The following is a 19,446-nucleotide window of genomic DNA, read 5'->3' as shown; positions in this document are numbered from 1 at the left end:
CGGTGCGCCGGCGGCGCAGGACGGGCACGCGCGGGAGACGCCGGCCTCGGCGGCGACGTGGGCGGTCGGCCGGGTGGGGCAGCGCTCGACCATGTCTCCATCGGGTAGGTGCGCGCCACGGCCCACACTCGTTGTGACGCTCCTCCCACAGATGCCCGCACGTGGGAATCGACAGAGCCCCCGGAGCTGCCGTTTCGACGGCTCCAAGGGCTCTGGCCGTCAAAGGTCACCTTCAGGCGGAGGGTGGCCGCATGGTCATCGGCTCTCGGCGGGAGAGCCGGCGTATATGCGGGTCAGCGCGCTCGTCCGCGTGGTTTGAGTGGTGTCGGTGGCATCTCCGGCGCCGACAGCGGCGCCCCGTCATACCCCTTCACCTCGCCGAAACGGGTGCCCTTTGCCCAGTCCTCCCGGGCCTGCACGATCTCCTCTTGGGAACGGGCGACGAAGTTCCACCACATGATGAGCTCCTCCTCGAACGGCTCGCCGCCCAGGAGCATGATCGCCGCGTCCGACTCGGCGCGCAGCGGCAGCTCGGTGCGGCCGCAGCCGAGGTAGAGCATCGAGCCCGGGAGCACCGGTACGCCGTCGACACGCACCTCGCCGGACATCGCGAGCACGCCGTACTCGAAGTCCGTCTCCAGGGGCAGGCGCAGATCCGCCCCCCGCGTCAGCGCCAGGTCGGCCCCCACGATCGGGGTGAACGTCGTACCGGGCGAGGCCGCGCCGTCGAGGGAGCCGAGGATCACGGTGGCGGTGAGGCCGGGCGCGGTGACCTTCGGCAGGTCGCCATGGTGCTCGAACTTCGGTTCGACGTGCCGGTGGGAGTCCGGCAGTGCGACCCACAGCTGGGCGCCGTGCAGATACCGGGCGTGCGACTTGGGGCTCTCCTCGGAGTGGCTGATCGCCCGGCCCGAGGTCATCAGCCCGAGCTCGCGCGGGCGGATCGTCTGCAGGCTGCCGGTCGAGTCGCGGTGCAGTACCTCGCCCTGGTGCAGCCAGCTGACCGTCTGCAGCCCCATGTGCGGGTGCGGCGGGACCTGCATCCCGGGCTCGTCGGCGATGTCGTCGGGGCCGTAGTGGTCGACGAACGCCCAGGCACCGATCATGCGGCGGCCGAGGTTCGGCAGCAGCCGGCGCACCTCGGTCGACTCGCCGAGTTGCACGTGGCGGGGGCTCAGCAGCTCGCGGACGGGTTCGGCGACGACGAATCCGCGGCCACCGCAGACGCTCGGTACGGGCGCACGGTCAAGGTTGCTCATGCCGCCCAACCTAGCGGTCGAACGTTCCGGTTGCCGAGCGGTCAGCCGCTCGTGCGGAACCCGTCCCTCACGTTGTCGAAGACCGGGCGGTACGTCGCCCACTTGGCATCCGGCACGGAGAGGCAGATGTCGTTATCCCGGCCGCCCTCCCCGCCGGAGCCCAGGTCGACGGCGCGGAAGACGCGGACCCGGCCCCGGAAGGTGAACTCCCGGATCGCGGCGGGCCGCACGAGGAGGACTTTCACCGGGGCGGCCCGCTTGTCCGCGGCGGACGGCCGGTCGCCCCAACTCGCCGGTGCTCGAGCCGGGCTGAGCGGCCTTCATCTCCGTCGCACCGAACCCGGCTGTCCTTGCTTAAGTAAATCAAGTGACTTACATTCGGGAGGGTCGTGCAGACTCGAGTGGCCCTACGGAGGCTCGACCATGTCCTACGCACAGCCCCGGCCGATAGAGGCAGGGGAGTCCGCCGCGCCGCGGACCAACGCGGTCGTCGCGGTGCTGGCCTTCGGCGGGATCGTGGTCTCGCTGATGCAGACCCTCGTGATCCCCATCGTGCCCGAGCTGCCGAAGCTGCTCGACGCCTCGGCGTCCAACGCGGCCTGGGCCGTCACCGCCACCCTGCTCGCGGCCGCCGTCGCCACACCCGTCATGGGGCGGCTCGGCGACATGTACGGCAAGCGGCTGATGCTGCTGACCAGCCTGGTCATGCTGGTCGTCGGCTCGGTCACCGCCGCGCTGAGCGACACCCTCGTGCCGATGATCGTCGGCCGCGCGCTGCAAGGTCTGGCCGCGGGCGTGATCCCGCTCGGCATCAGCATCATGCGCGACGAACTCCCCGCCGAACGGCTCGGCTCCGCCACCGCCCTGATGAGCGCCTCCCTCGGCGTCGGTGGCGCGCTCGGCCTGCCCGCCGCCGCGCTGATCGCCGACCACTTCGACTGGCATGTGCTGTTCTGGACCTCGGCCGCGCTCGGCGTCGTCGCCGCCGTGCTGGTCATGCTGGTGGTGCCGGAGTCCAAGGTGCGCACCGGCGGCCGTTTCGACCTGCTCGGCGCCCTCGGGATGGCGGCCGGCCTGGTCTGTCTGCTGCTCGGTATCTCCAAGGGCGCCGACTGGGGCTGGGGCAGCGGCACCACGCTCGGTCTGTTCGGGGCGGCCGTGGTGGTCCTGCTCGCCTGGGGCTTCTACGAGCTGCGCACCCGGGAACCGCTGGTCGACCTGCGCACCACCGCCCGCCGTCAGGTCCTGGTGACGAACCTCGCCTCGATCGCGTTCGGGTTCTCCATGTTCGCGATGTCCCTGGTGCTTCCGCAGCTCCTGCAGTTGCCTGAGGCGACCGGCTACGGGCTGGGCAAGTCGCTGCTCGACGCGGGCCTGGTGATGGCCCCGACCGGCCTGGTGATGATGGCGATGGCGCCCGTGTCGGCGCTCGTCTCCAGGAACTTCGGCCCGAAGATCACCCTGATGTGCGGCGCGGTGATCGTGGCCGCCGGGTACGGGCTCAACATCGTGCTGATGGACGCCGTCTGGCAGCTCGTGCTGGTCTCCTGCATCGTCGGCGCCGGTATCGGCTTCGCCTACGGCGCGATGCCCGCGCTGATCATGGGTGCCGTCGACCCGCACGAGACGGCCGCCGCGAACAGCCTCAACACCCTGATGCGGTCCATCGGTACGTCGACCGCGAGCGCGGTCGCCGGGGTGATCCTGGCCCAGATGACGAACGTCTTCGGCGGTGTCACCGTGCCCTCCGAGAACGGCTTCAAGGTGGTCATGGCGGTCGGTTCCGGCGCGGCGCTCCTCGCACTGCTGGTGGCCGCGTTCATCCCGCGCCGGAAGCCGGTCGCGGCGGCCGGCGCCGCGCCTGAACCTGCGCCCGAATCACCGGTGGGCGTGCAAGGAGCCCCGGTGACCGTCTCCCTCACCGACGACGGCGTCCAGGTGCACGGACGGGTGCGCGGCGCCGACGGAACCGGTGTCGGCTGGGCGGCCGTCACCCTGATCTCCCTCGGCGGCCGCCAGCTCGGCCGCGCGGTCGCGGACGCCGAGGGCCGCTATGCCGTGGCGGCGCCCGGCGAGGGGACGTACGTCCTCATAGCCTCCGCCGACGGCTGCCGGCCGCAGGCCACCACCCTGGTCGTGAGCACCGGACCGGTCGCCTACGACGTGCTGCTCAGCGGCACCAGCGGCCTGGCCGGACTGGTGCGTGCCGCCGACAGCGGAGCGCCGGTCGCCGGGGCCGTGGTGGTCGTCACCGATGTGCGCGGGGACGTGCTCGCCACCCAGCAGACCGACGGGCTCGGCGAGTTCGCGGTCGGCGACCTGGTGCCGGGCACCGTCACCCTCGCCGTCAGCTCACCCAAGCACCGGCCGCTCGCCCTGCCCGTCGAGATCGCCGGAACCGGGATCTCCCGCGTCGAGGTCGAGCTGCGGCCGGGTGCCCATGTGCGCGGCACGGTCCGGGGCGTCGGGGGTCCGCTGGGCGACGCCCGGGTCACGCTGGTGGACGTGGCCGGCAACGTCGTCGCCACGACCACCACCGGGGAGGACGGCGGGTACGCCTTCTCCGACCTGGACACCGGCTCGTACACCGTCATCGCGACCGGCTACCCGCCGCACGCCGCCGGGGTGCTGGTCTCCGGCGCCGACATCCACGACCACGACATCGAACTCGCCCATCCCAGCGCGTAGTTCACCGTCCTGCCGAACCCGACGATCGGCCCCGCGCCCGAGGCCGGCGCCGTGCCGGAGTGGGCACGGAGCACGACGGAGGCGTCGCTACGTCAACCCGTGGCCAGTCCCTGGGCACCACGGCCGACAAGATGCTCGGCACCGCCTGTGCCGCCCTCTTCATGGTCAGCGCCCTGCATGTCCCACCACGCCCGGACGCCGCCTCGCACCTGCACCCCCGCTACGACAGCGCACTGATGTACCACCTCCGCATCGCCTGCTTCCTGCTCGATCTCGCCTACGCGTACGCGCTGTTCGCCGTCCGCCGCACCGAACGGGCGGCCGCCGCGCGGGGCGAGGCGGGGCCGGTCGCCGCCGTGCGGGCCCGACGGCGCCCGCTGCCGTGAACCGGCCCGGCGTCAGACCGGCAGCAGGCGCGCGATCAGGGCGCTCAGCTGGCGGGCCGTACGGCACTCGTGCATCTCGACCAGCTCCGCGTAGTCGGGTGCCGCGGAGTCGCCCGTGCCCCACAGGGAGCGCGCCTCGGGGTTCAACCAGTAGACGCGGCGCGCCTGTCCGGCGATCCGGCGGACGGCGGCGAGGTTGGGGTCGAGGTTGTTGGTGCGGGCGTCACCGAGCACGAACACCGTGCTGCGCGGGCCCACCGCCGCGCCGTACCGCTCCGCGAACTCGCCCAGCGACACCCCGTAGTCGCTGCTGCCGTGCCAGCCGGTGAGCGTCGCCTCGGCGCGGATCCGGGCGCCGAGCCCCTCCGGATCGGCCCGGCCGTGTTCGAGGAGGCCGGTCACCTCGTCGATCCGGTTGACGAAGGCGAACACCCGGACCTTGCTGAACTGGTCGTGCAGCGCCTGCACCAGCAGCATCGTGAAGTCCGAGAACCCCGACACCGAGCCCGACACATCGCACAGCAGCACCAGTTCGGGCCGGACCGGCCGGCGCCGGCGCAGCACCGGCCGCATCGGCACCCCGCCCGTGGACAGCGAACCGCGCAGCGTGCGGCGCAGGTCGATGGTGCCCCGCGCGGCCCGGCGGCGGCGCGCGGCCAGCCGGGTCGCCAGCTTGCGGGCCAGCGGCTGAACAGCCCTGCGCAGTTCGGTGAGTTGATCCCGCCCGGCGAACAGGAAGTCCACCCGGTCGGCGCTCGGCGGCACCGCCCGCCGGGCGATCTCGTCCCGTCCGCGCCGTTCGGCCACCCGGCGCCGGGCCTCCGCCGCGACCATGCCCCGGAACGTCTCGATCCGCCGCCGGATCTCGTCGTCCAGCAGCCGGTCCGCGAACCCCGGATCCGTGCCCCGCGCCCGGAGGTCCGCCCGCACCCGTGCCAGCAGCGTCTGCGGCCGCAGCCGGTCCAGTGTCTGGTACGACGACCAGCCGTCCGAGCCCGGCGAACTCCCGTACCCGCCCAGGCCGTCCACCGCCTGCGCCGCCAGTTGCCGCAGCAGCGCGGTGTCGTCGTCGGCCAGTGCGGCCGCGAGCCGCTCCCGCAACTCGTCCCGGTCGGCGGACTCGGCGCCGGGTCCGCCCACCCCGCGCGGGAAGTAGAGGTCGAAGACCTGGTCGAACACGGCCCGTTGGCCACTGCCGTGCAGCAGGGTCGCGGCCAGCCCCTCGCGCAGCAGCTCCCGGTCCGCCAGGCCCAGCGCCGCCACCGCCCGGCCCGCGTCCACGGTCTCCCCGGTCCCGACCCGCACCCCGTGCGCCCGCAGCGCCCCCACCAGGCCGGTGAGCCGGTCGGCGAGGTCGGCCGGAGCCTCGGCCGCTGCGCTCACAGCGCGTCCAGGTCCAGCTTGGCGGCCGCCTTCTGGATGTCGTCCTGGTGCTTGAGGATCACGCCCAGGGAGTCCCGTACGACCTGCTCGTCCAGGGTGTCGGCGCCCAGTGCCAGCAGGGTGCGGGCCCAGTCGATCGTCTCGGCCACCGACGGCACCTTGCGCAGGTCCATCGCCCGCAGTGCCCCGACCACCCGGACCACGGACTCGGTGAGCGCCTCGGTGAGCTCCGGCACCTTCAGCCGTACGATCCGGCGCTCCAGCTCCTCGTCCGGGAACCCGATGTGCAGGAACAGGCAGCGGCGGCGCAGCGCCTCGGACAGCTCGCGGCTCGCGTTCGAGGTGAGTACCACGAAGGGGCGGTGGGTCGCGGTGACCGTGCCCAGCTCGGGGACGGTCACCTGGAAGTCGCTGAGCACCTCCAGGAGCAGGCCCTCCACCTCGACGTCGGCCTTGTCGGTCTCGTCGATCAGCAGCACCTTGGGGTCGTCGCCCCGGATCGCGGTGAGCAGCGGGCGGGGGAGCAGGAACTCCTCGCTGAAGATGTCGGTGCGGGCCTCGTCCCAGGTCTCGTCCCGGCCGGCGCTGATGCGCAGCAGTTGCTTGGCGTGGTTCCACTCGTACAGGGCCCGGGACTCGTCCACGCCCTCGTAGCACTGGAGCCGTACCAGCCGGGCGCCCGCGACCTCGGCGACGGCCTTCGCCAGCTCGGTCTTGCCGACCCCGGCGGGGCCCTCGACGAGGAGGGGCTTGCCGAGCCGGTCGGCCAGGAAGACGGTGGTGGCGACGGCGGGGGAGGCGAGGTAGCCGGTCTCCGCGAGGCGGGCGGAGACGTCGTCGACGGAAGTGAACAACGGGGCCTCCGGCTGATCAGGGTCGTGGATCGGGGAAACCGCACGTGGAGCGGTTCCGGATTACTATCTAAGCGCTTGTTCACCTCTCCTGCCACCCTGTATACCGATCGGTTTCCGAATGGGCTGCCGAGAGGTAACCTCGGCCCTATGGCCACCACCGACAAGGCGTCTCCCCGCGACCGGCTGCTCGATGCCGCCGCCGACCTCTTCTACCGCGACGGCGTCTCCGTGGGCGTCGAGGCGCTGTGCAGGTCGGCCGGGGTGTCGAAGCGCTCGATGTACCAGCTCTTCGACAGCAAGGAGGAGATGCTGGCCGCCAGCCTGGAGCGCCGCAGGGCCTGGTACGAGGCCCAGCTCGCGCCCGCCGAGGAGGAGCCGGCCACGCCCCGCGAGCGGATCCGGTACGTCTTCGAGCGGCTGGAGAAGAGCTCCGGGAACCCCGGGTACCGCGGCTGCCCGTACCTCGCCGTCCTGGTCGAGCTCAAGGACCCCGAGCATCCGGCGAGCGTGGTGGCCCGCGACGCCAAGGACCGGATGGAGAGCTACTTCCGGGAACAGGCCGAACAGGGCGGCGCGACGGCCCCGGCCGTCCTCGCCCGGCAGCTGATGCTGGTCTTCGACGGCGCCAGCGCCCGCGCCGGCGCCCACATCGAACAGCTGGACGACGGTCTGGCCACGGGCACGGCGACGGCCCTGATGGATGCGCAGGGGATGGCGTAGCGCACCTGCCGGGGACGGCACGGCTGGGCCCGGCCGCCACCCGGCAAGGCCTGGTGCACCGGGCCCAGGTGGCCCCGGTCCGCCCCGCCGCCGACGACCCGGACGGGTCACCACAACGCGCCGAGAATGTCGGCCGCCCGATGCAATGGACGCGTGACCGCGCCCCCGAACGACTGCCTCGCGCGCAACGAGTGGATCTGCGGTGCCTATCTGAGCAGCCGTCGGCAGATCCTCCTCGACGCGGTCGGCCAGCACCTCCGGCTCACCGCGGTCTCCGTGCTCATCGGGCTCGTCATCGCCGTCCCGCTGGCCGTGCTGGCCCGCCGCTGGCGCTGGTCGGCCGGGCCCGTCCTCGGCGTCACGACGATCCTCTACACCATCCCCTCCCTGGCGATGTTCTCCCTGCTCCTGCCGGTCTACGGCCTCTCGGCCACCCTCGTCGTCGCCGGACTGGTGCTCTACTCGCTCACCCTGCTCGTCCGGAACATCCTCGCCGGCCTGCGCGCCGTCCCGGAGGAGACCCGGCAGGCCGCCCGCGGCATGGGCTACGGCCCGATCCGCCTGCTGCTCACCGTCGAGCTGCCGCTCGCGCTGCCCGCCGCGATGGCCGGACTGCGCATCGCCACCGTCTCGGCGGTCTCGCTGGTCACCGTCGGCGCGATCGTCGGCTTCGGCGGGCTCGGCAACCTGATCTACGCCGGCATGAACACCTACTTCAAGGCCCAGGTGCTCACCGCCTCCGTCCTGTGCGTGCTGATCGCCGTCGCCGCCGACCTGCTGCTGCTCGGTGCCCAGCGGCTGCTCACCCCGTGGACCCGGGCGGCCCGCGCATGACGACGCTCGCCGATGCCTGGGACTGGCTCACCGACTCCGCGCACTGGGCGGGCGACGACGGGATCGGGCACCGGCTGCTCCAGCACCTCGTCCTCACCGTCGTCTGCCTCGTCATCAGCTGTGCCCTCGCCCTGCCGGTCGCACTGGTCCTCGGCCACCTCGGCAAGGGCGGCGCACTCGCCGTGAACATCTCCAACGTCGGTCGCGCCGTCCCCACCTTCGCCGTCCTGGTCCTGCTGCTCCTCACCCCGATCGGCCGATGGGGCGAGGGCCCCACGGTGGTGGCCCTGGTGCTGTTCGCGGTACCGCCGCTGCTCACCAACGCCTACGTCGGGATGCGCGAGGTCGACCGGAGCATCGTGCAGGCGGCGCGCGGCATGGGGATGACCGGGCGACAGATGCTGTTTCACGTGGAACTGCCCCTTTCGCTCCCCTTGGTCCTCAACGGGGTGCGGATCGCCGCCGTCCAGCTCGTGGCCACGGCCACCATCGCCGCGCTGGCGGGCGGGGGAGGGCTGGGGCGGATCATCACCGCCGGATTCAATCTGGCCAGCACGCCCCAGGTGGTCGCCGGGGCGATCCTGGTCGCCGTCTTCGCGCTGCTCGTGGAGGGTGTCTTCGAGGTCGCCGAGCGGCTCGCCCCGGTCTGGGTGCGGGGCTCGCGGTGAGGTCCCGTACGGCGGTACCGGCCGCGCTGCTGCTCACCCTCACCGCCTGCACCACCGGCCCCGCCCTGGAGAACCGCGGCGAGGTCACCGCACCCCCGGGCGACAGCCGGCATCTGACCATCGGCTCCGCCGGATTCACCGAGAGCGACCTGCTCGCCCAGATGTACGCGCAGCTGCTGAACCAGGCCGGCTACCGGACCTCCCTCATCACGGTCGCCAACCGGGAGATCTACGAACCCGCCCTGGAGTCCGGGCAGATCGACGTCGTCCCCGAGTACGCGGCCACCTTCGCCGACTGGCTCAACGCCAAGGCCAACGGTCCCGACGCACCGCCCGTGGGCTCGCCCGACCTCGCCACCACGATGAAGGCGCTGCGCCGCCTCGCCGCACCGCGCGGCCTCACGGTCCTGGACCCGGGGCGGGCGGTGGACCAGAACGCCTTCGCGGTCACCGCCGCCTACGCCCGGCAGCACCACCTCAGGACGCTCGGCGACCTGGGCGCCTCGGGGCTGAAGGTGCGGCTCGCGGCAGGTGACGAGTGCGTGCAACGGCAGTACTGCGAACCGGGACTGAAGAAGGTCTACGGCATCGACATCACCGGCGTCGACCCCAAGGGTGTCGGCACCACCCAGGCCAAGCGGGCCGTGCAGAGCGGGCAGGACCAGATGGTGCTGACCACGACCACGGACGCGACCCTCGACCAGTTCGGCCTGGTCCTGCTCGCCGACGACAGGCATCTGCAGAACGCCGACTACGTCGTCCCGGTCGTCAACCGCGCACGGGCGGGCAGCGAGCGGGTCACCAAGGCGCTCGGCAAGCTCAACGAGGTCCTGACGACGGCCGACCTGGCCGCCATGAACCAGCAGGTCGACAGCTGGCGACGGCTGGCCCAGGACGTGGCCCGCACGTATCTGCGCGACAAGGGCCTGGTGAAGTGAGGGCCGGTGCCCGTTGTCAGTGCCGGGCGGTACGTTCCGGGGCATGGGGATCTATCTGGTGAGTGTCGCCGCGCAGGAGTGGTTCGGTGAGGACGAGGAGGAGGGCGGCAAGGGTGCCGTCGCCTCGGCCCTGAACGCGGAGTTGCGAAGGCGTGGGCTCGCGCCGTACGAGTCGGTGCCCGAGGCGGCCGGTCTGGTGCGCGGCTCGGGGCAGTCGTTCGAGGAGAAGCTGGTGCCCTCCATGGACGGGTTCGGCGCGCTGTGCCGACGACAACTGGCGCCGGGAGAAGCGGAGTCGCTGCTGGGCTGGTCGGTGCTGGTGCCGGTCTCCCTCGACCGGGAGATCCGGCTGCCCCTCGAATCCGCCTACACCGACGAGACGGTGATCGCCGGCGCCCCCGAGGTGCTCGCCCTCGCCGAGCGGCTGGCGGCGGCGATCCGGCTCCCCGTGGACGCGATACCGGAGGCCTGCGACAACCTCGATCTGACGATGTGGTTCCTGGAGGGTCCGGCGGAGGAAGCGGTCGCCGTCCGCCCCGGGCCGTGGGGCGCGGATCTGGACACCGCCTTCTATGTCGCGCTGTACCTGCGGGCCGCCCAGCACTCACTGCGCCGCGGCTGCCCGATGACGTACAGCTGACGAACGCCGGCGCCCCGCCGGTCAGGCGTCGGAGACCGAGTCGAACGGCACCTGGCCTCGGGAGACGCCGCGCGCGTCCGCGTCCACCGAGCGGCGCAGTGCCTCGTGCAGCTTGGCCGGGGTGAGCACGCCGAGGAAGCGCGAGCCGTCCAGGACCGCGACCCACCCGGCGTCGTACTGGAGCATCACCCCGAAAGCCTGCTTCAGCGGGGCGCCGACCGGTACCCACGCGGTCATCCGGTGCGCGAGGTCGCCGACGGTGCCGCCGGCCGCCAACTCGTCCCGGCCCACCCAGCCGTGCAGGTCGCCGTGCGGGTCCAGGACCACCGCCCAGCGGGCGCCCTCCGCCCGCAGCCGCGCGGCGGCGCTCTCGGCGGACTCGGCCGGGCGGGCGACCGGCGGCTGCTCCAGGTCGTCCGGCTCGATCTCGGTCACCGACAGCCGCTTCAGCCCGCGGTCGGCGCCCACGAACCCGGCGACGTACGGCGTGGCGGGCCTTCCCAGCACCGCGCCCGGCGTGTCGTACTGCTCGACGCGACCCTGTCCGTACACCGCGATCCGGTCGCCGAGCCGCACCGCCTCCTCGATGTCGTGGGTGACCAGCAGCACCGTCTTGCGCACGGCGGCCTGCATCCTGAGGAACTCGTCCTGCAACTGCTCCCGCACCACCGGGTCGACCGCGCCGAACGGTTCGTCCATCAGCAGCACGGGGGGATCGGCGGCGAGCGCGCGGGCCACGCCGACCCGCTGCCGCTGGCCGCCGGAAAGCTGGTCCGGGTAGCGCGGACCGAACGTGCCCGGGTCCAGGCCCACCAGGTCGAGCAGTTCGGCGGCGCGCTTGCGGGCCCTGGCCCGTTTCCAGCCGAGCAGGGCCGGGACGGTCGCGGTGTTGTCGAGGACCGTGCGGTGCGGGAACAGGCCCACCTGCTGGATGACATAGCCGATCCGGCGGCGCAGCTGAACGGGGTCGACCCGGGCGATGTCCTCGCCGTCGACGAGGATGCGGCCGGAGGTCGGTTCGATGAGCCGGTTGACCATCATCATCGTGGTGGTCTTGCCGCAGCCGGACGGGCCCACGAGCGTGACGAGTTCGCCCTCCGCCACCTCGAAGGAGAGGCCGTCCACGGCGGTCGTGCCGTCCGGATACCGCTTGCTGACCTGCTCGAACCGGATCATTCCCTCACGCTAGCCGCGCCCCCTGCGGCCCGCGCGCCGAAGGGGCGGCGGCACGCCTACGAGGTGACCTCGGTGCTCGGCCGACCGCCGCTGACCAGCACCACCTCCAGGGTGCGGGGACCGTGCACCCCCTCGACCCGGTCCAGTTCGATGTCGCTGGTCGCGGATGGTCCGGAGATCCAGGTCAACGGGCGCGCCGGGTCGAGGCGTTCGAGGGCCTGCGGCACGGAGGAGACGACCTGGTCCGGAACCCGCACCACACAGATGTGATGGTCCGGGACGAGCGTGATACGGCGGCGGCCCTGGTCCGGGCCGCCGTCCAGCACGATCGTCCCGGTCTCGGCGATCGCCACCGCACACCCGGTGACCACACTGCCGACCCCGTCGAGCTGGTGCGGTGTGCTCTCGGCGAGGTCCGGGAACACCTCGGCTTCGGCCGCCGAGAGCCACTCCGGGTCCAGACCCGCCGGCACGACCACCGTCCCGGCCCCGCGCTCGGCGACCAGCCGGCCGATCAGCGCGGCCAGTTCACCCTCCGTGCACCGGTGCACGAGCGCCCGGTAGTCCGCCAGGTTCTCGGCGAGCAGCTCCACCGTCTCCGCGACGCTCCGCTCCCCGTGCTCGCGCAGATACGCCCGCTCGACCGGCGCGTCCTCGCCCGGCACATCGGCCAGCGCGCGCCGCACCCGGCCCAGGATCCGTTCCCTGCTGCTCACTTCGCACCGCTCTTTCCGCCGTCGGTCCGCTGCCACCAGTCCCGGAACGGCTCCGCCGGTACGGACGGCAGATCCCGCGTCGCGCTCCATGCTCTGCCAGGGCCGGGCAGCGTACGGGGGTGGAGGCGGCGGCTGCGGGAGGCGAGCCGCTGGCCGGTGCGCAGGGCGGCCGGGTGGGAGAACGTCCAGCGGGCCGCACGCATCGCCGCCCGCTCGGCCGCATGCCCCTTGGCGGGCTTGAGCAGCACCTTGTTGCCGTTCCGGACCGCCTCGCCGCCCTCCACGACCCGCTCCCGCAGATGCACCAGCACCTCGGGGATGTCGATGGCGACCGGGCACACCTCGTAGCAGGCCCCGCACAGCGACGAGGCGTACGGCAGCGAGGCGTCGATCTCGCTCGCCGTCCCCCGCAGCTGCGGGCTGAGGATCGCCCCGATGGGGCCCGGGTACACCGAGCCGTAGGCGTGCCCGCCCGCCCGCTCGTACACCGGGCAGACGTTGAGGCAGGCCGAGCAGCGGATGCAGCGCAGCGCCTGGCGGCCGACCTCGTCGGCGAGGGTGTCGGTCCGGCCGTTGTCGAGGAGCACCAGGTGGAAGGTCCGGGGGCCGTCCCCGTCGGTGGTGCCGGTCCACGTCGAGGTGTACGGGTTCATCCGCTCGGCGGTGGAGGAGCGGGGGAGGGTCTGCAGGAAGACCTCCAGGTCCCGCCAGGTCGGCACGATCTTCTCGATGCCGACGACCGAGATCAGCGTCTCGGGCAGGGTGAGGCACATCCGGCCGTTGCCCTCGGACTCGACCACGACCAGGGTGCCGGTCTCGGCGACCATGAAGTTGGCGCCGGAGATGCCGACCTTGGCGCGCAGGAACTTCTCGCGGAGGTGGAGCCGGGCCGCCTCGGCGAGTTCGGCCGGGGTGTCGGTGAGGCCCTCGGGCGCGGGGCGTCCCCACTCGCCCATCTCGCGCCGGAAGATGTCCCGGATCTCCCCCCGGTTCCGGTGGATCGCCGGGACCAGGATGTGCGAGGGTCGGTCCTTGCCCAGTTGCACGATCAGCTCGGCGAGATCGGTCTCGTAGGCCCGGATGCCCTCGGCCTCCAGAGCCTCGTTCAGCCCGATCTCCTGGGTGGCCATCGACTTGACCTTCACGACCTCCGTCTCACCGGTCTCCTTGACCAGGTCGGCCACGATCCGGTTGGCCTCGTCGGCGTCGGTCGCCCAGTGGACCGTACCGCCGGCCGCCGTCACCGCCTCCTCCAACTGGACGAGATAGCGCTCGAGATGACGGAGTGTATGGTCCTTGATCTGTTTGCCGGCCTCCCGCAGCGTGTCCCAGTCGGACACCTCGGCGACCGCCTTGGCCCGCTTGGCGCGGATGGTGTGCGTGGCGTGGCGCAGGTTGCCGCGCAGGGTCGGGTTGTTGACGGCTTCGTGCGCGGCCTTCGGAAAGGCCGGCATCCCCAGATAGGTCCCGCTCACAGGGCCGGCTCCTCCTCCGTGCTCGCCAGGATCTCCGCGATGTGCACCGGCCGCATCCCGGTGCCGAGCCGGGTCATGGTGCCGCCGATGTGCATCAGGCAGGAGTTGTCGGCCGCGCACAGCACCTCCGCGCCCGTCGACTCGGCGTTGCGTACCTTGTCGGCCCCCATCGCCGCCGAGACGTCGGCGTTCTTCACCGCGAACGTCCCTCCGAACCCGCAGCACTCGTCCGCCCCCGGCAGCTCCGCCAGCTCCAGCCCCTTCACGGCCTGGAGCAGGCGGCGCGGCCGCTCGCCGAGCCCCAGACTCCGCAGCCCGTGACAGGTCGGGTGATAGGTCACCGTGTGCGGGTAGTAGGCCCCCACGTCCGTCACCCCGAGCACGTCCACCAGGAACTCGGTCAGCTCGTACGTCTTCGGCACCACCGGCGCCAGCGCGAGCGCGAGACCGCTCCCGCGCCCCTCCGCCCTGGCCCGCTCGCCCATCCTCGGATACAGCTCGCGCACCATCGCCCCGCACGACCCGGACGGCGTCACGATCGCCTCGTACTCCCCGAAGACATCGGAGAAATGCCGGGCCAGCGGCTCCGCCTCATGGCGGTACCCGGTGTTGTAGTGGGCCTGCCCGCAGCAGGTCTGTGCCATCGGGAAGTCGACCTCGACGCCCAGCCTGGTCAGGAGTTTCACCACGGCACGGCCCGTGTCCGGATACAGCGTGTCGTTGACACAGGTCAGGAACAGGGCGACACGCATCGCGGCTCCTAGAATCGATCATCCGATGAGTGCAGGGTAATGGGCCGGTGCGATCCGCGGGAGCCCCGGTTCACCCAGTGGCGAGTCGTGCCTCGGCTGCCGCCCAGCGGGCGGTGTCGCCGCGCGGCGCGTACCGGGTGAGCGGCTGGGTGCGGGTGACCAGCCGCCGGATGTCGGCGAGGTCGCCGCCGAGACCGTGCGCACGGGCCTGGACCAGCACGTTCCCGAGGGCCGCGGCCTCCGTCGGACCCGCCACCACCGGCAGCCCGCAGGCGTCGGCCGTGAGCTGGCAGAGCAGCGCGTTGCGGGTGCCACCGCCCACCACGTACACCGAGTCCACCGGGTGATCGGCGAGCCGCTGCGCGTCGGTGACCGCCCGCCGGTGGGCGAGCGCCAGGGAGTCGAGTACGCACCGGGTGATCTCGCCGGGAGTCCGGGGCACCGGCTGCCCGGACGCCCGGCACGCCTCGGCGATCCGCTCCGGCATCCGGCCGGGGGCCAGGAAGGCCGCGTCGCCCGCGTCCACCACCGAGCGCAACGCCGGCGCGCCGGCCGCCTCCCGCAGCAGCCCGCCCAGATCCGGGTCGCCCCAGGCCCGTACGGACTCCTGGAGCAGCCACAGCCCCATGATGTTGCGCAGGTACCGGACCGTGCCGTCCAGCCCCAGCTCGTTGGTGAAGTTGGCGGCCCGGCTCTCCTCGGTCAGTACGGGCGCGGCCAGTTCGAGCCCGGCCAGCGACCAGGTGCCGGTGCAGATGTAGGCGAACCGCTCGCCGGCCGCGGGTACGGCGGCCACCGCCGACGCGGTGTCGTGGGACCCGACGGCGGTCACCGGCACCGGCCCGGCCAGCCCGGTCTCCTCAAGGACCTCGGGCCGCAACATCCCGGCCGGGTCCCCGGGCCGCCGCAGCGGCGCGAACAACCCGAGGTCGATCCCCGCCCGGTCCGCCACCTCGTACGACCAGTCGCGCGTCCGGGGATCGATCAGCTGGGTGGTGGAGGCGTTGGTCAGCTCGGTGCCCTGTTCGCCGGTCAGCCAGTACGACAGCAGGTCCGGGATGAGCAACAGCCGCTCGGCGCGGGCGAACTGGGCGCTGGAACGTGCCGCCACCAGCTGGTAGAGGGTGTTGAAGGGCGCGTACTGGAGCCCGGTGCGGGCGTACAGCTCCGTCGCCGGCAGGGTCGCCCACACCTTCTCGGCGATGCCCTCCGTGCGGGTGTCCCGGTAGTGCACCGGGTTGCCGAGCAGTGCCCCGTCGGCGTCCAGCAGCCCGTAGTCCACGGCCCAGCTGTCGAGCCCGACGGAGTCCACCCGCCCGGCCGCCCTGAGCCCCTCCAACACCCCGGCGTACAGGGCGAGTACGTCCCAGCGCAGCCCCTCCGGCACCCGCACCGGCCGGTTCGCGAACCGGTGTGCCTCGGCCAGCTCCAGCGAGTCGGGCCCGACGCGGCCGACCATGACCCGCCCGCTGGACGCGCCGAGGTCCACCGCGGCATAGGACCTGGGGCCGGTCATCGCAGGAACGCGGCCGCCACACCCGCGTCCACGGGTACGTGCAGCCCGGTGGTATGGGTGAGCTCCCCGCCCGTCAGCGCGAACACGGCGTTCGCCACGTGCTCGGGCAGCACCTCGCGTTTGAGGATGGTCCGCTGCGCGTAGAACTCGCCCAGCTTCGCCTCCTCCACCCCGTACACGGCGGCCCGCTGCGCCCCCCACCCACCGGCGAAGATCCCCGACCCCCGCACCACGCCGTCCGGGTTCACCCCGTTGACCCGGATCCCGTGCTCGCCCAACTCGGCCGCCAGCAGCCGCACTTGGTGGGCCTGGTCCGCCTTGGTGGCCGAGTAGGCGATGTTGTTGGGCCCGGCGAACACGGCGTTCTTGGAGGCGACGTAGACGATGTCACCACCGAGTCCCTGGGCGATCATCACCCGGGCCGCCTCCCGCGACACCAGGAACGAACCGCGGGCCATGATGTCGTGCTGGAGGTCCCAGTCCTTCGCCGAAGTCTCCAGCAGGGGCTTGGAGATGGAGATCCCCGCGTTGTTGACGACGAGGTCGACCCCGCCGAAGGCCAGCACGGCGGCCCGGAAGGCGGCGGCGATCTGCTCCTCCTCCGTCACGTCGACGGTGACGGCGACGGCCCGGTCGGACCCGCCGAGCTCCTCCGCGACGGCGGCGGCACTCCCGGCGTCGAGATCGGCCACGACGACACAGGCCCCCTCGGCGGCGAGCCGGTGCGCGATCGCCTTGCCGATCCCGCTGCCGGCCCCCGTCACCAGCGCCACCCGGGTCGCCAGGGCCTTCGGCCTCGGCATCCGCCGGAGCTTGGCCTCCTCCAGCGCCCAGTACTCGATCCGGAACTTCTCCGACTCCTCGATCGGCGCGTAGGCCGACACGGCCTCGGCCCCGCGCATCACATGGATCGCGTTGACGTAGAACTCGCCCGCGACCCGGGCCGTCTGCTTGTCCTTCCCGAAACTGAACATGCCGACGCCGGGCACCAGCACGATCGCGGGGTCGGCGCCGCGCATGGCGGGGGAGTCGGGCAGGGCGTGCCGCCGGTAGTAAGCGGCGTACTCCTCGCGGTACGCGGAGTGCAACTCCCTGAGCCGGGCGACGGTCTCGTCGAGGGGCGCGGTCGGGGGCAGGTCGAGGACGAGCGGCCGTACCTTGGTCCGCAGGAAGTGGTCCGGGCACGACGTCCCCAGCGCCGCGAGCCGCGGATGCTCGGCCCGGGCCAGGAAGTCGAGGACCACGTCGGCGTCGGTGAAATGTCCGACCTGAGCCCGGTCCTGGGAGGCGACGGCACGGACGTACGGCGCGAGGGCGGCGGCCCGTTCCCGCCGTTCGGCCTCAGGCAGCGGACCGTACCCCTCGACGACGGGCCCGAAGGGCTCCGCCCTGCCGCGCTCGGCGAGGAAGGCCTCGGCGGTGCGGATGATGTGCAGCGAGTTCCGCTCGCACTCCTCGGAGGTGTCACCCCAGGCGGTGATCCCGTGCCCGCCGAGGACGCATCCGACGGCCTGCGGGTTGGCGGCCTTGACGGCCGCGATGTCCAGCCCGAGCTGGAACCCGGGCCGCCGCCACGGCACCCACACCACCGAGTCCCCGAAACACTCGGCGGTCAGCTTCTCCCCGTCGGCGGCACAGGCCAGCGCGATCCCGGAGTCCGGGTGCAGGTGATCGACATGCGGGGCGTCGACCAGCCCGTGCATGGCCGTGTCGATGGAGGGAGCGGCCCCGCCCTTGCCGTGCAGGCAGTAGTCGAAGGCACCGACCATCTCGTCCTCGCGCTCGACGCCCGGATAGACACCGGCGAGCGCCCGGAGCCGGTCGAGCCGCAGCACCGCGAGCCCGGATTCGGTGAGGGTGCCGAGGTCTCCACCGGACCCCTTCACCCACATCAGCTCGACATCACCACCGGTGACGGGATCGGCGGCAGTGCCCTTGGCGGAGGCGTTCCCGCCGGCGTAGTTGGTGTTACGGGGATCAGCGCCGAGCCGATGGGAACGGTCGAGGAGGGCGGCGGCTTCGGGGTGGGTGGTCATGAAGGTCCCTGACTTCGTGAACGTACGGGGATCGGTGCGCCCCTTCAGGGGCGCGGGGAACTGCGCGGCCAACCACATCCGGCCCGCAGTCCGCGACGAGACATGTCAAGCCAGACGCCTACGCGCCCCAGCCCGCCTGCTGCCCCCCAACCCGCTCGGCGACAACCTTCTCGGCCCAGCCGGACCGGCGGTACGCCGCGAGCGGCTCCGGATCCAGCCCCATCTCCACCCGCACCTCCCGCAGCAGCGGCCGCACATCCGTGTCATACGCATCCATCAGCACGGCATTCGCCCCGAGCACATCGCCCGCGGCCTGCGCCGCGGCCAACGCCCCCCGGTCCACCAGCAACGCCTTCGCCGTGGCCTCCTGCACGTTCATCACCGACCGGATGATCGCCGGGATCTTCGCCTCGATGTTGTGACACTGATCGAGCATGAAGGCCACCTCGGAGGCGAACCCGCCCCCGCCCACGACCTCGCACATGATCCGGAACAGCTGGAACGGATCCGCGGCCCCCACCATGAGGTCGTCGTCCGCGTAGAACCGCGAGTTGAAGTCGAAGCCCCCGAGCTTCCCCTCCCGCAGCAGCGTGGCGACGATGAACTCGATGTTGGTACCCGGCGCGTGATGCCCGGTGTCGACCACGACCTGCGCCCGCGGCCCCAGCTTCAGACAGTGGGCGTAGGCCGTACCCCAGTCCGGCACGTCGGTCGTGTAGAAGGACGGCTCGAACAGCTTGTACTCCAGCAGCATCCGCTGCCCCTCGCCCAGCCGCGCGTACACCTCGGCCAGCCCCTCCGCGAGCCGGTCCTGGCGTGCCCGGATGTCGTCCTGCCCGGGGTAGTTGGTGCCGTCCGCGAACCACAGCTTCAGGTCGCGTGACCCCGTCGCGTCCATGATGTCGACGCACTCCAGCAGATGGCCGACGGCCTTGCGGCGCACCGCCGCGTCCGGATGGCAGATGCTGCCCAGCCTGTAGTCGTCGTCCTGGAAGGTGTTGGAGTTGATCGCCCCCAGCTTCAGCCCGCGCTTCTCGGCGTACCCCGCCAGGTCCGCGTATCCGTCGGAGCCGTCCACCCTGTCCCAGGGGATGTGCAATGCCACCGTCGGCGCGACCCCGGTCACCGCGTGGACCTGCGCCGCGTCGTCCAGCTTCTCCTTCACCGAGCGCGGCACGCCCTGCTGGGCGAACACCTTGAAGCGGGTCCCCGAGTTTCCGTACGCCCACGACGGCGTCTCGACAGCCTGGGTCTTCAGCGCGGCCTTCACCGCGGCGAGGTCGGTCACTTCGGGGCTCCTGGGGGTATGAACTGTGAAACGATTCAGAACGGCAAAGTATGAGCCCTCCGAAGGAGTGTCAAGCACTCCGGCCAACCTGGTTTTCCGTGACTCTGCCGTGACCTT

General features: G+C 72.2%; 18 protein-coding genes. 7 read left to right on the top strand and 11 right to left on the bottom strand.

Annotated features, from left to right (window positions below; genetic code table 11):
* Positions 1–293: 293 nt before the first annotated feature.
* Both ACZ5K7_RS19095 and ACZ5K7_RS19090 read right to left on the bottom strand, forming a co-directional pair.
* Positions 294–1,259: a pirin family protein gene (locus tag ACZ5K7_RS19095; RefSeq protein ID WP_351703987.1), complete on the bottom strand. Its 966-nt coding sequence runs from the start codon at positions 1,257–1,259 to the stop codon at positions 294–296.
* 41 nt (positions 1,260–1,300) lie between these two features.
* Positions 1,301–1,489, bottom strand: a complete 189-nt coding sequence (locus tag ACZ5K7_RS19090; RefSeq protein WP_468914729.1) for a hypothetical protein — start codon at positions 1,487–1,489, stop codon at positions 1,301–1,303.
* A gap of 193 nt (positions 1,490–1,682) precedes the next feature.
* Between ACZ5K7_RS19090 and ACZ5K7_RS19085 the strand changes: the two genes are divergently transcribed.
* Together ACZ5K7_RS19085 and ACZ5K7_RS19080 are read left to right on the top strand one after the other, a co-directional pair.
* Positions 1,683–3,947, top strand: a complete 2,265-nt coding sequence (locus tag ACZ5K7_RS19085) for an MFS transporter (RefSeq protein ID WP_468914727.1) — start codon at positions 1,683–1,685, stop codon at positions 3,945–3,947.
* A 59-nt stretch (positions 3,948–4,006) separates the two neighbouring features.
* Positions 4,007–4,333 carry a hypothetical protein gene (locus ACZ5K7_RS19080; protein WP_468914725.1) on the top strand — a complete coding sequence of 109 codons (327 nt, stop codon included), beginning with the start codon at positions 4,007–4,009 and terminating at the stop codon, positions 4,331–4,333.
* A gap of 12 nt (positions 4,334–4,345) precedes the next feature.
* Here the strand turns inward: ACZ5K7_RS19080 and ACZ5K7_RS19075 are convergent, their stop codons facing one another.
* Both ACZ5K7_RS19075 and ACZ5K7_RS19070 read right to left on the bottom strand, forming a co-directional pair.
* Positions 4,346–5,716 (bottom strand): VWA domain-containing protein, encoded by a 1,371-nt coding sequence (locus ACZ5K7_RS19075; RefSeq protein WP_351703978.1) that lies wholly within the window; start codon positions 5,714–5,716, stop codon positions 4,346–4,348.
* Positions 5,713–6,570: an AAA family ATPase gene (locus tag ACZ5K7_RS19070; protein WP_468914724.1), complete on the bottom strand. Its 858-nt coding sequence runs from the start codon at positions 6,568–6,570 to the stop codon at positions 5,713–5,715. Before ACZ5K7_RS19070 ends, ACZ5K7_RS19075 begins: the two co-directional genes overlap by 4 nt.
* 147 nt (positions 6,571–6,717) lie before the next feature.
* On the opposite strand from ACZ5K7_RS19070, the gene ACZ5K7_RS19065 reads away from it, so the two are divergent.
* From ACZ5K7_RS19065 to ACZ5K7_RS19045, 5 genes are all read left to right on the top strand, one after another.
* Entirely contained in the window at positions 6,718–7,290 is a 573-nt protein-coding gene (locus ACZ5K7_RS19065; protein ID WP_468914723.1) for a TetR/AcrR family transcriptional regulator, read from the top strand.
* Between the two features lie 153 nt (positions 7,291–7,443).
* On the top strand, positions 7,444–8,124 hold the full coding sequence (locus ACZ5K7_RS19060; RefSeq protein ID WP_362571595.1) for an ABC transporter permease: 681 nt from the start codon (positions 7,444–7,446) through the stop codon (positions 8,122–8,124).
* A complete protein-coding gene (locus ACZ5K7_RS19055; RefSeq protein ID WP_468914721.1) occupies positions 8,121–8,792 on the top strand; it encodes an ABC transporter permease in 672 nt (223 codons plus the stop codon). The genes ACZ5K7_RS19060 and ACZ5K7_RS19055 overlap by 4 nt, the downstream gene beginning before the upstream one ends.
* Complete coding sequence (locus tag ACZ5K7_RS19050; RefSeq protein ID WP_468914719.1) at positions 8,789–9,730, top strand: ABC transporter substrate-binding protein; 942 nt, start codon at positions 8,789–8,791, stop codon at positions 9,728–9,730. Before ACZ5K7_RS19055 ends, ACZ5K7_RS19050 begins: the two co-directional genes overlap by 4 nt.
* Before the next feature lie 43 nt (positions 9,731–9,773).
* Positions 9,774–10,370 (top strand): hypothetical protein, encoded by a 597-nt coding sequence (locus tag ACZ5K7_RS19045; protein ID WP_468914717.1) that lies wholly within the window; start codon positions 9,774–9,776, stop codon positions 10,368–10,370.
* Between the two features lie 21 nt (positions 10,371–10,391).
* Here ACZ5K7_RS19045 and ACZ5K7_RS19040 read toward each other — a convergent pair whose 3' ends face one another.
* The 7 genes from ACZ5K7_RS19040 to rhaI all read right to left on the bottom strand — a co-directional run bounded on the left by ACZ5K7_RS19040 (position 10,392) and on the right by rhaI (position 19,329).
* Entirely contained in the window at positions 10,392–11,546 is a 1,155-nt protein-coding gene (locus tag ACZ5K7_RS19040; RefSeq protein ID WP_351703957.1) for an ABC transporter ATP-binding protein, read from the bottom strand.
* A gap of 56 nt (positions 11,547–11,602) precedes the next feature.
* A complete protein-coding gene (locus tag ACZ5K7_RS19035; RefSeq protein WP_351703954.1) occupies positions 11,603–12,262 on the bottom strand; it encodes a LutC/YkgG family protein in 660 nt (219 codons plus the stop codon).
* Positions 12,259–13,737 carry a LutB/LldF family L-lactate oxidation iron-sulfur protein gene (locus ACZ5K7_RS19030; RefSeq protein ID WP_468914714.1) on the bottom strand — a complete coding sequence of 493 codons (1,479 nt, stop codon included), beginning with the start codon at positions 13,735–13,737 and terminating at the stop codon, positions 12,259–12,261. Before ACZ5K7_RS19030 ends, ACZ5K7_RS19035 begins: the two co-directional genes overlap by 4 nt.
* Complete coding sequence (locus ACZ5K7_RS19025; RefSeq protein ID WP_450971888.1) at positions 13,734–14,489, bottom strand: (Fe-S)-binding protein; 756 nt, start codon at positions 14,487–14,489, stop codon at positions 13,734–13,736. The genes ACZ5K7_RS19030 and ACZ5K7_RS19025 overlap by 4 nt, the downstream gene beginning before the upstream one ends.
* Before the next feature lie 70 nt (positions 14,490–14,559).
* Positions 14,560–16,005, bottom strand: coding sequence for a rhamnulokinase (locus ACZ5K7_RS19020; protein WP_468914713.1), 1,446 nt, complete (start codon positions 16,003–16,005; stop codon positions 14,560–14,562).
* On the bottom strand, positions 16,002–18,041 hold the full coding sequence (locus tag ACZ5K7_RS19015) for a bifunctional aldolase/short-chain dehydrogenase (RefSeq protein ID WP_468914711.1): 2,040 nt from the start codon (positions 18,039–18,041) through the stop codon (positions 16,002–16,004). Before ACZ5K7_RS19015 ends, ACZ5K7_RS19020 begins: the two co-directional genes overlap by 4 nt.
* Before the next feature lie 118 nt (positions 18,042–18,159).
* Positions 18,160–19,329, bottom strand: a complete 1,170-nt coding sequence (gene rhaI, locus ACZ5K7_RS19010; RefSeq protein ID WP_351703940.1) for an L-rhamnose isomerase — start codon at positions 19,327–19,329, stop codon at positions 18,160–18,162.
* Between the last annotated feature and the right edge of the window lie 117 nt (positions 19,330–19,446).

This window comes from Streptomyces sp. NPDC031497 (assembly GCF_055580905.1).
The sequence above is the reverse complement of the archived record's forward strand: the minus strand, read 5'-3'. Positions and strand labels throughout refer to the sequence as shown.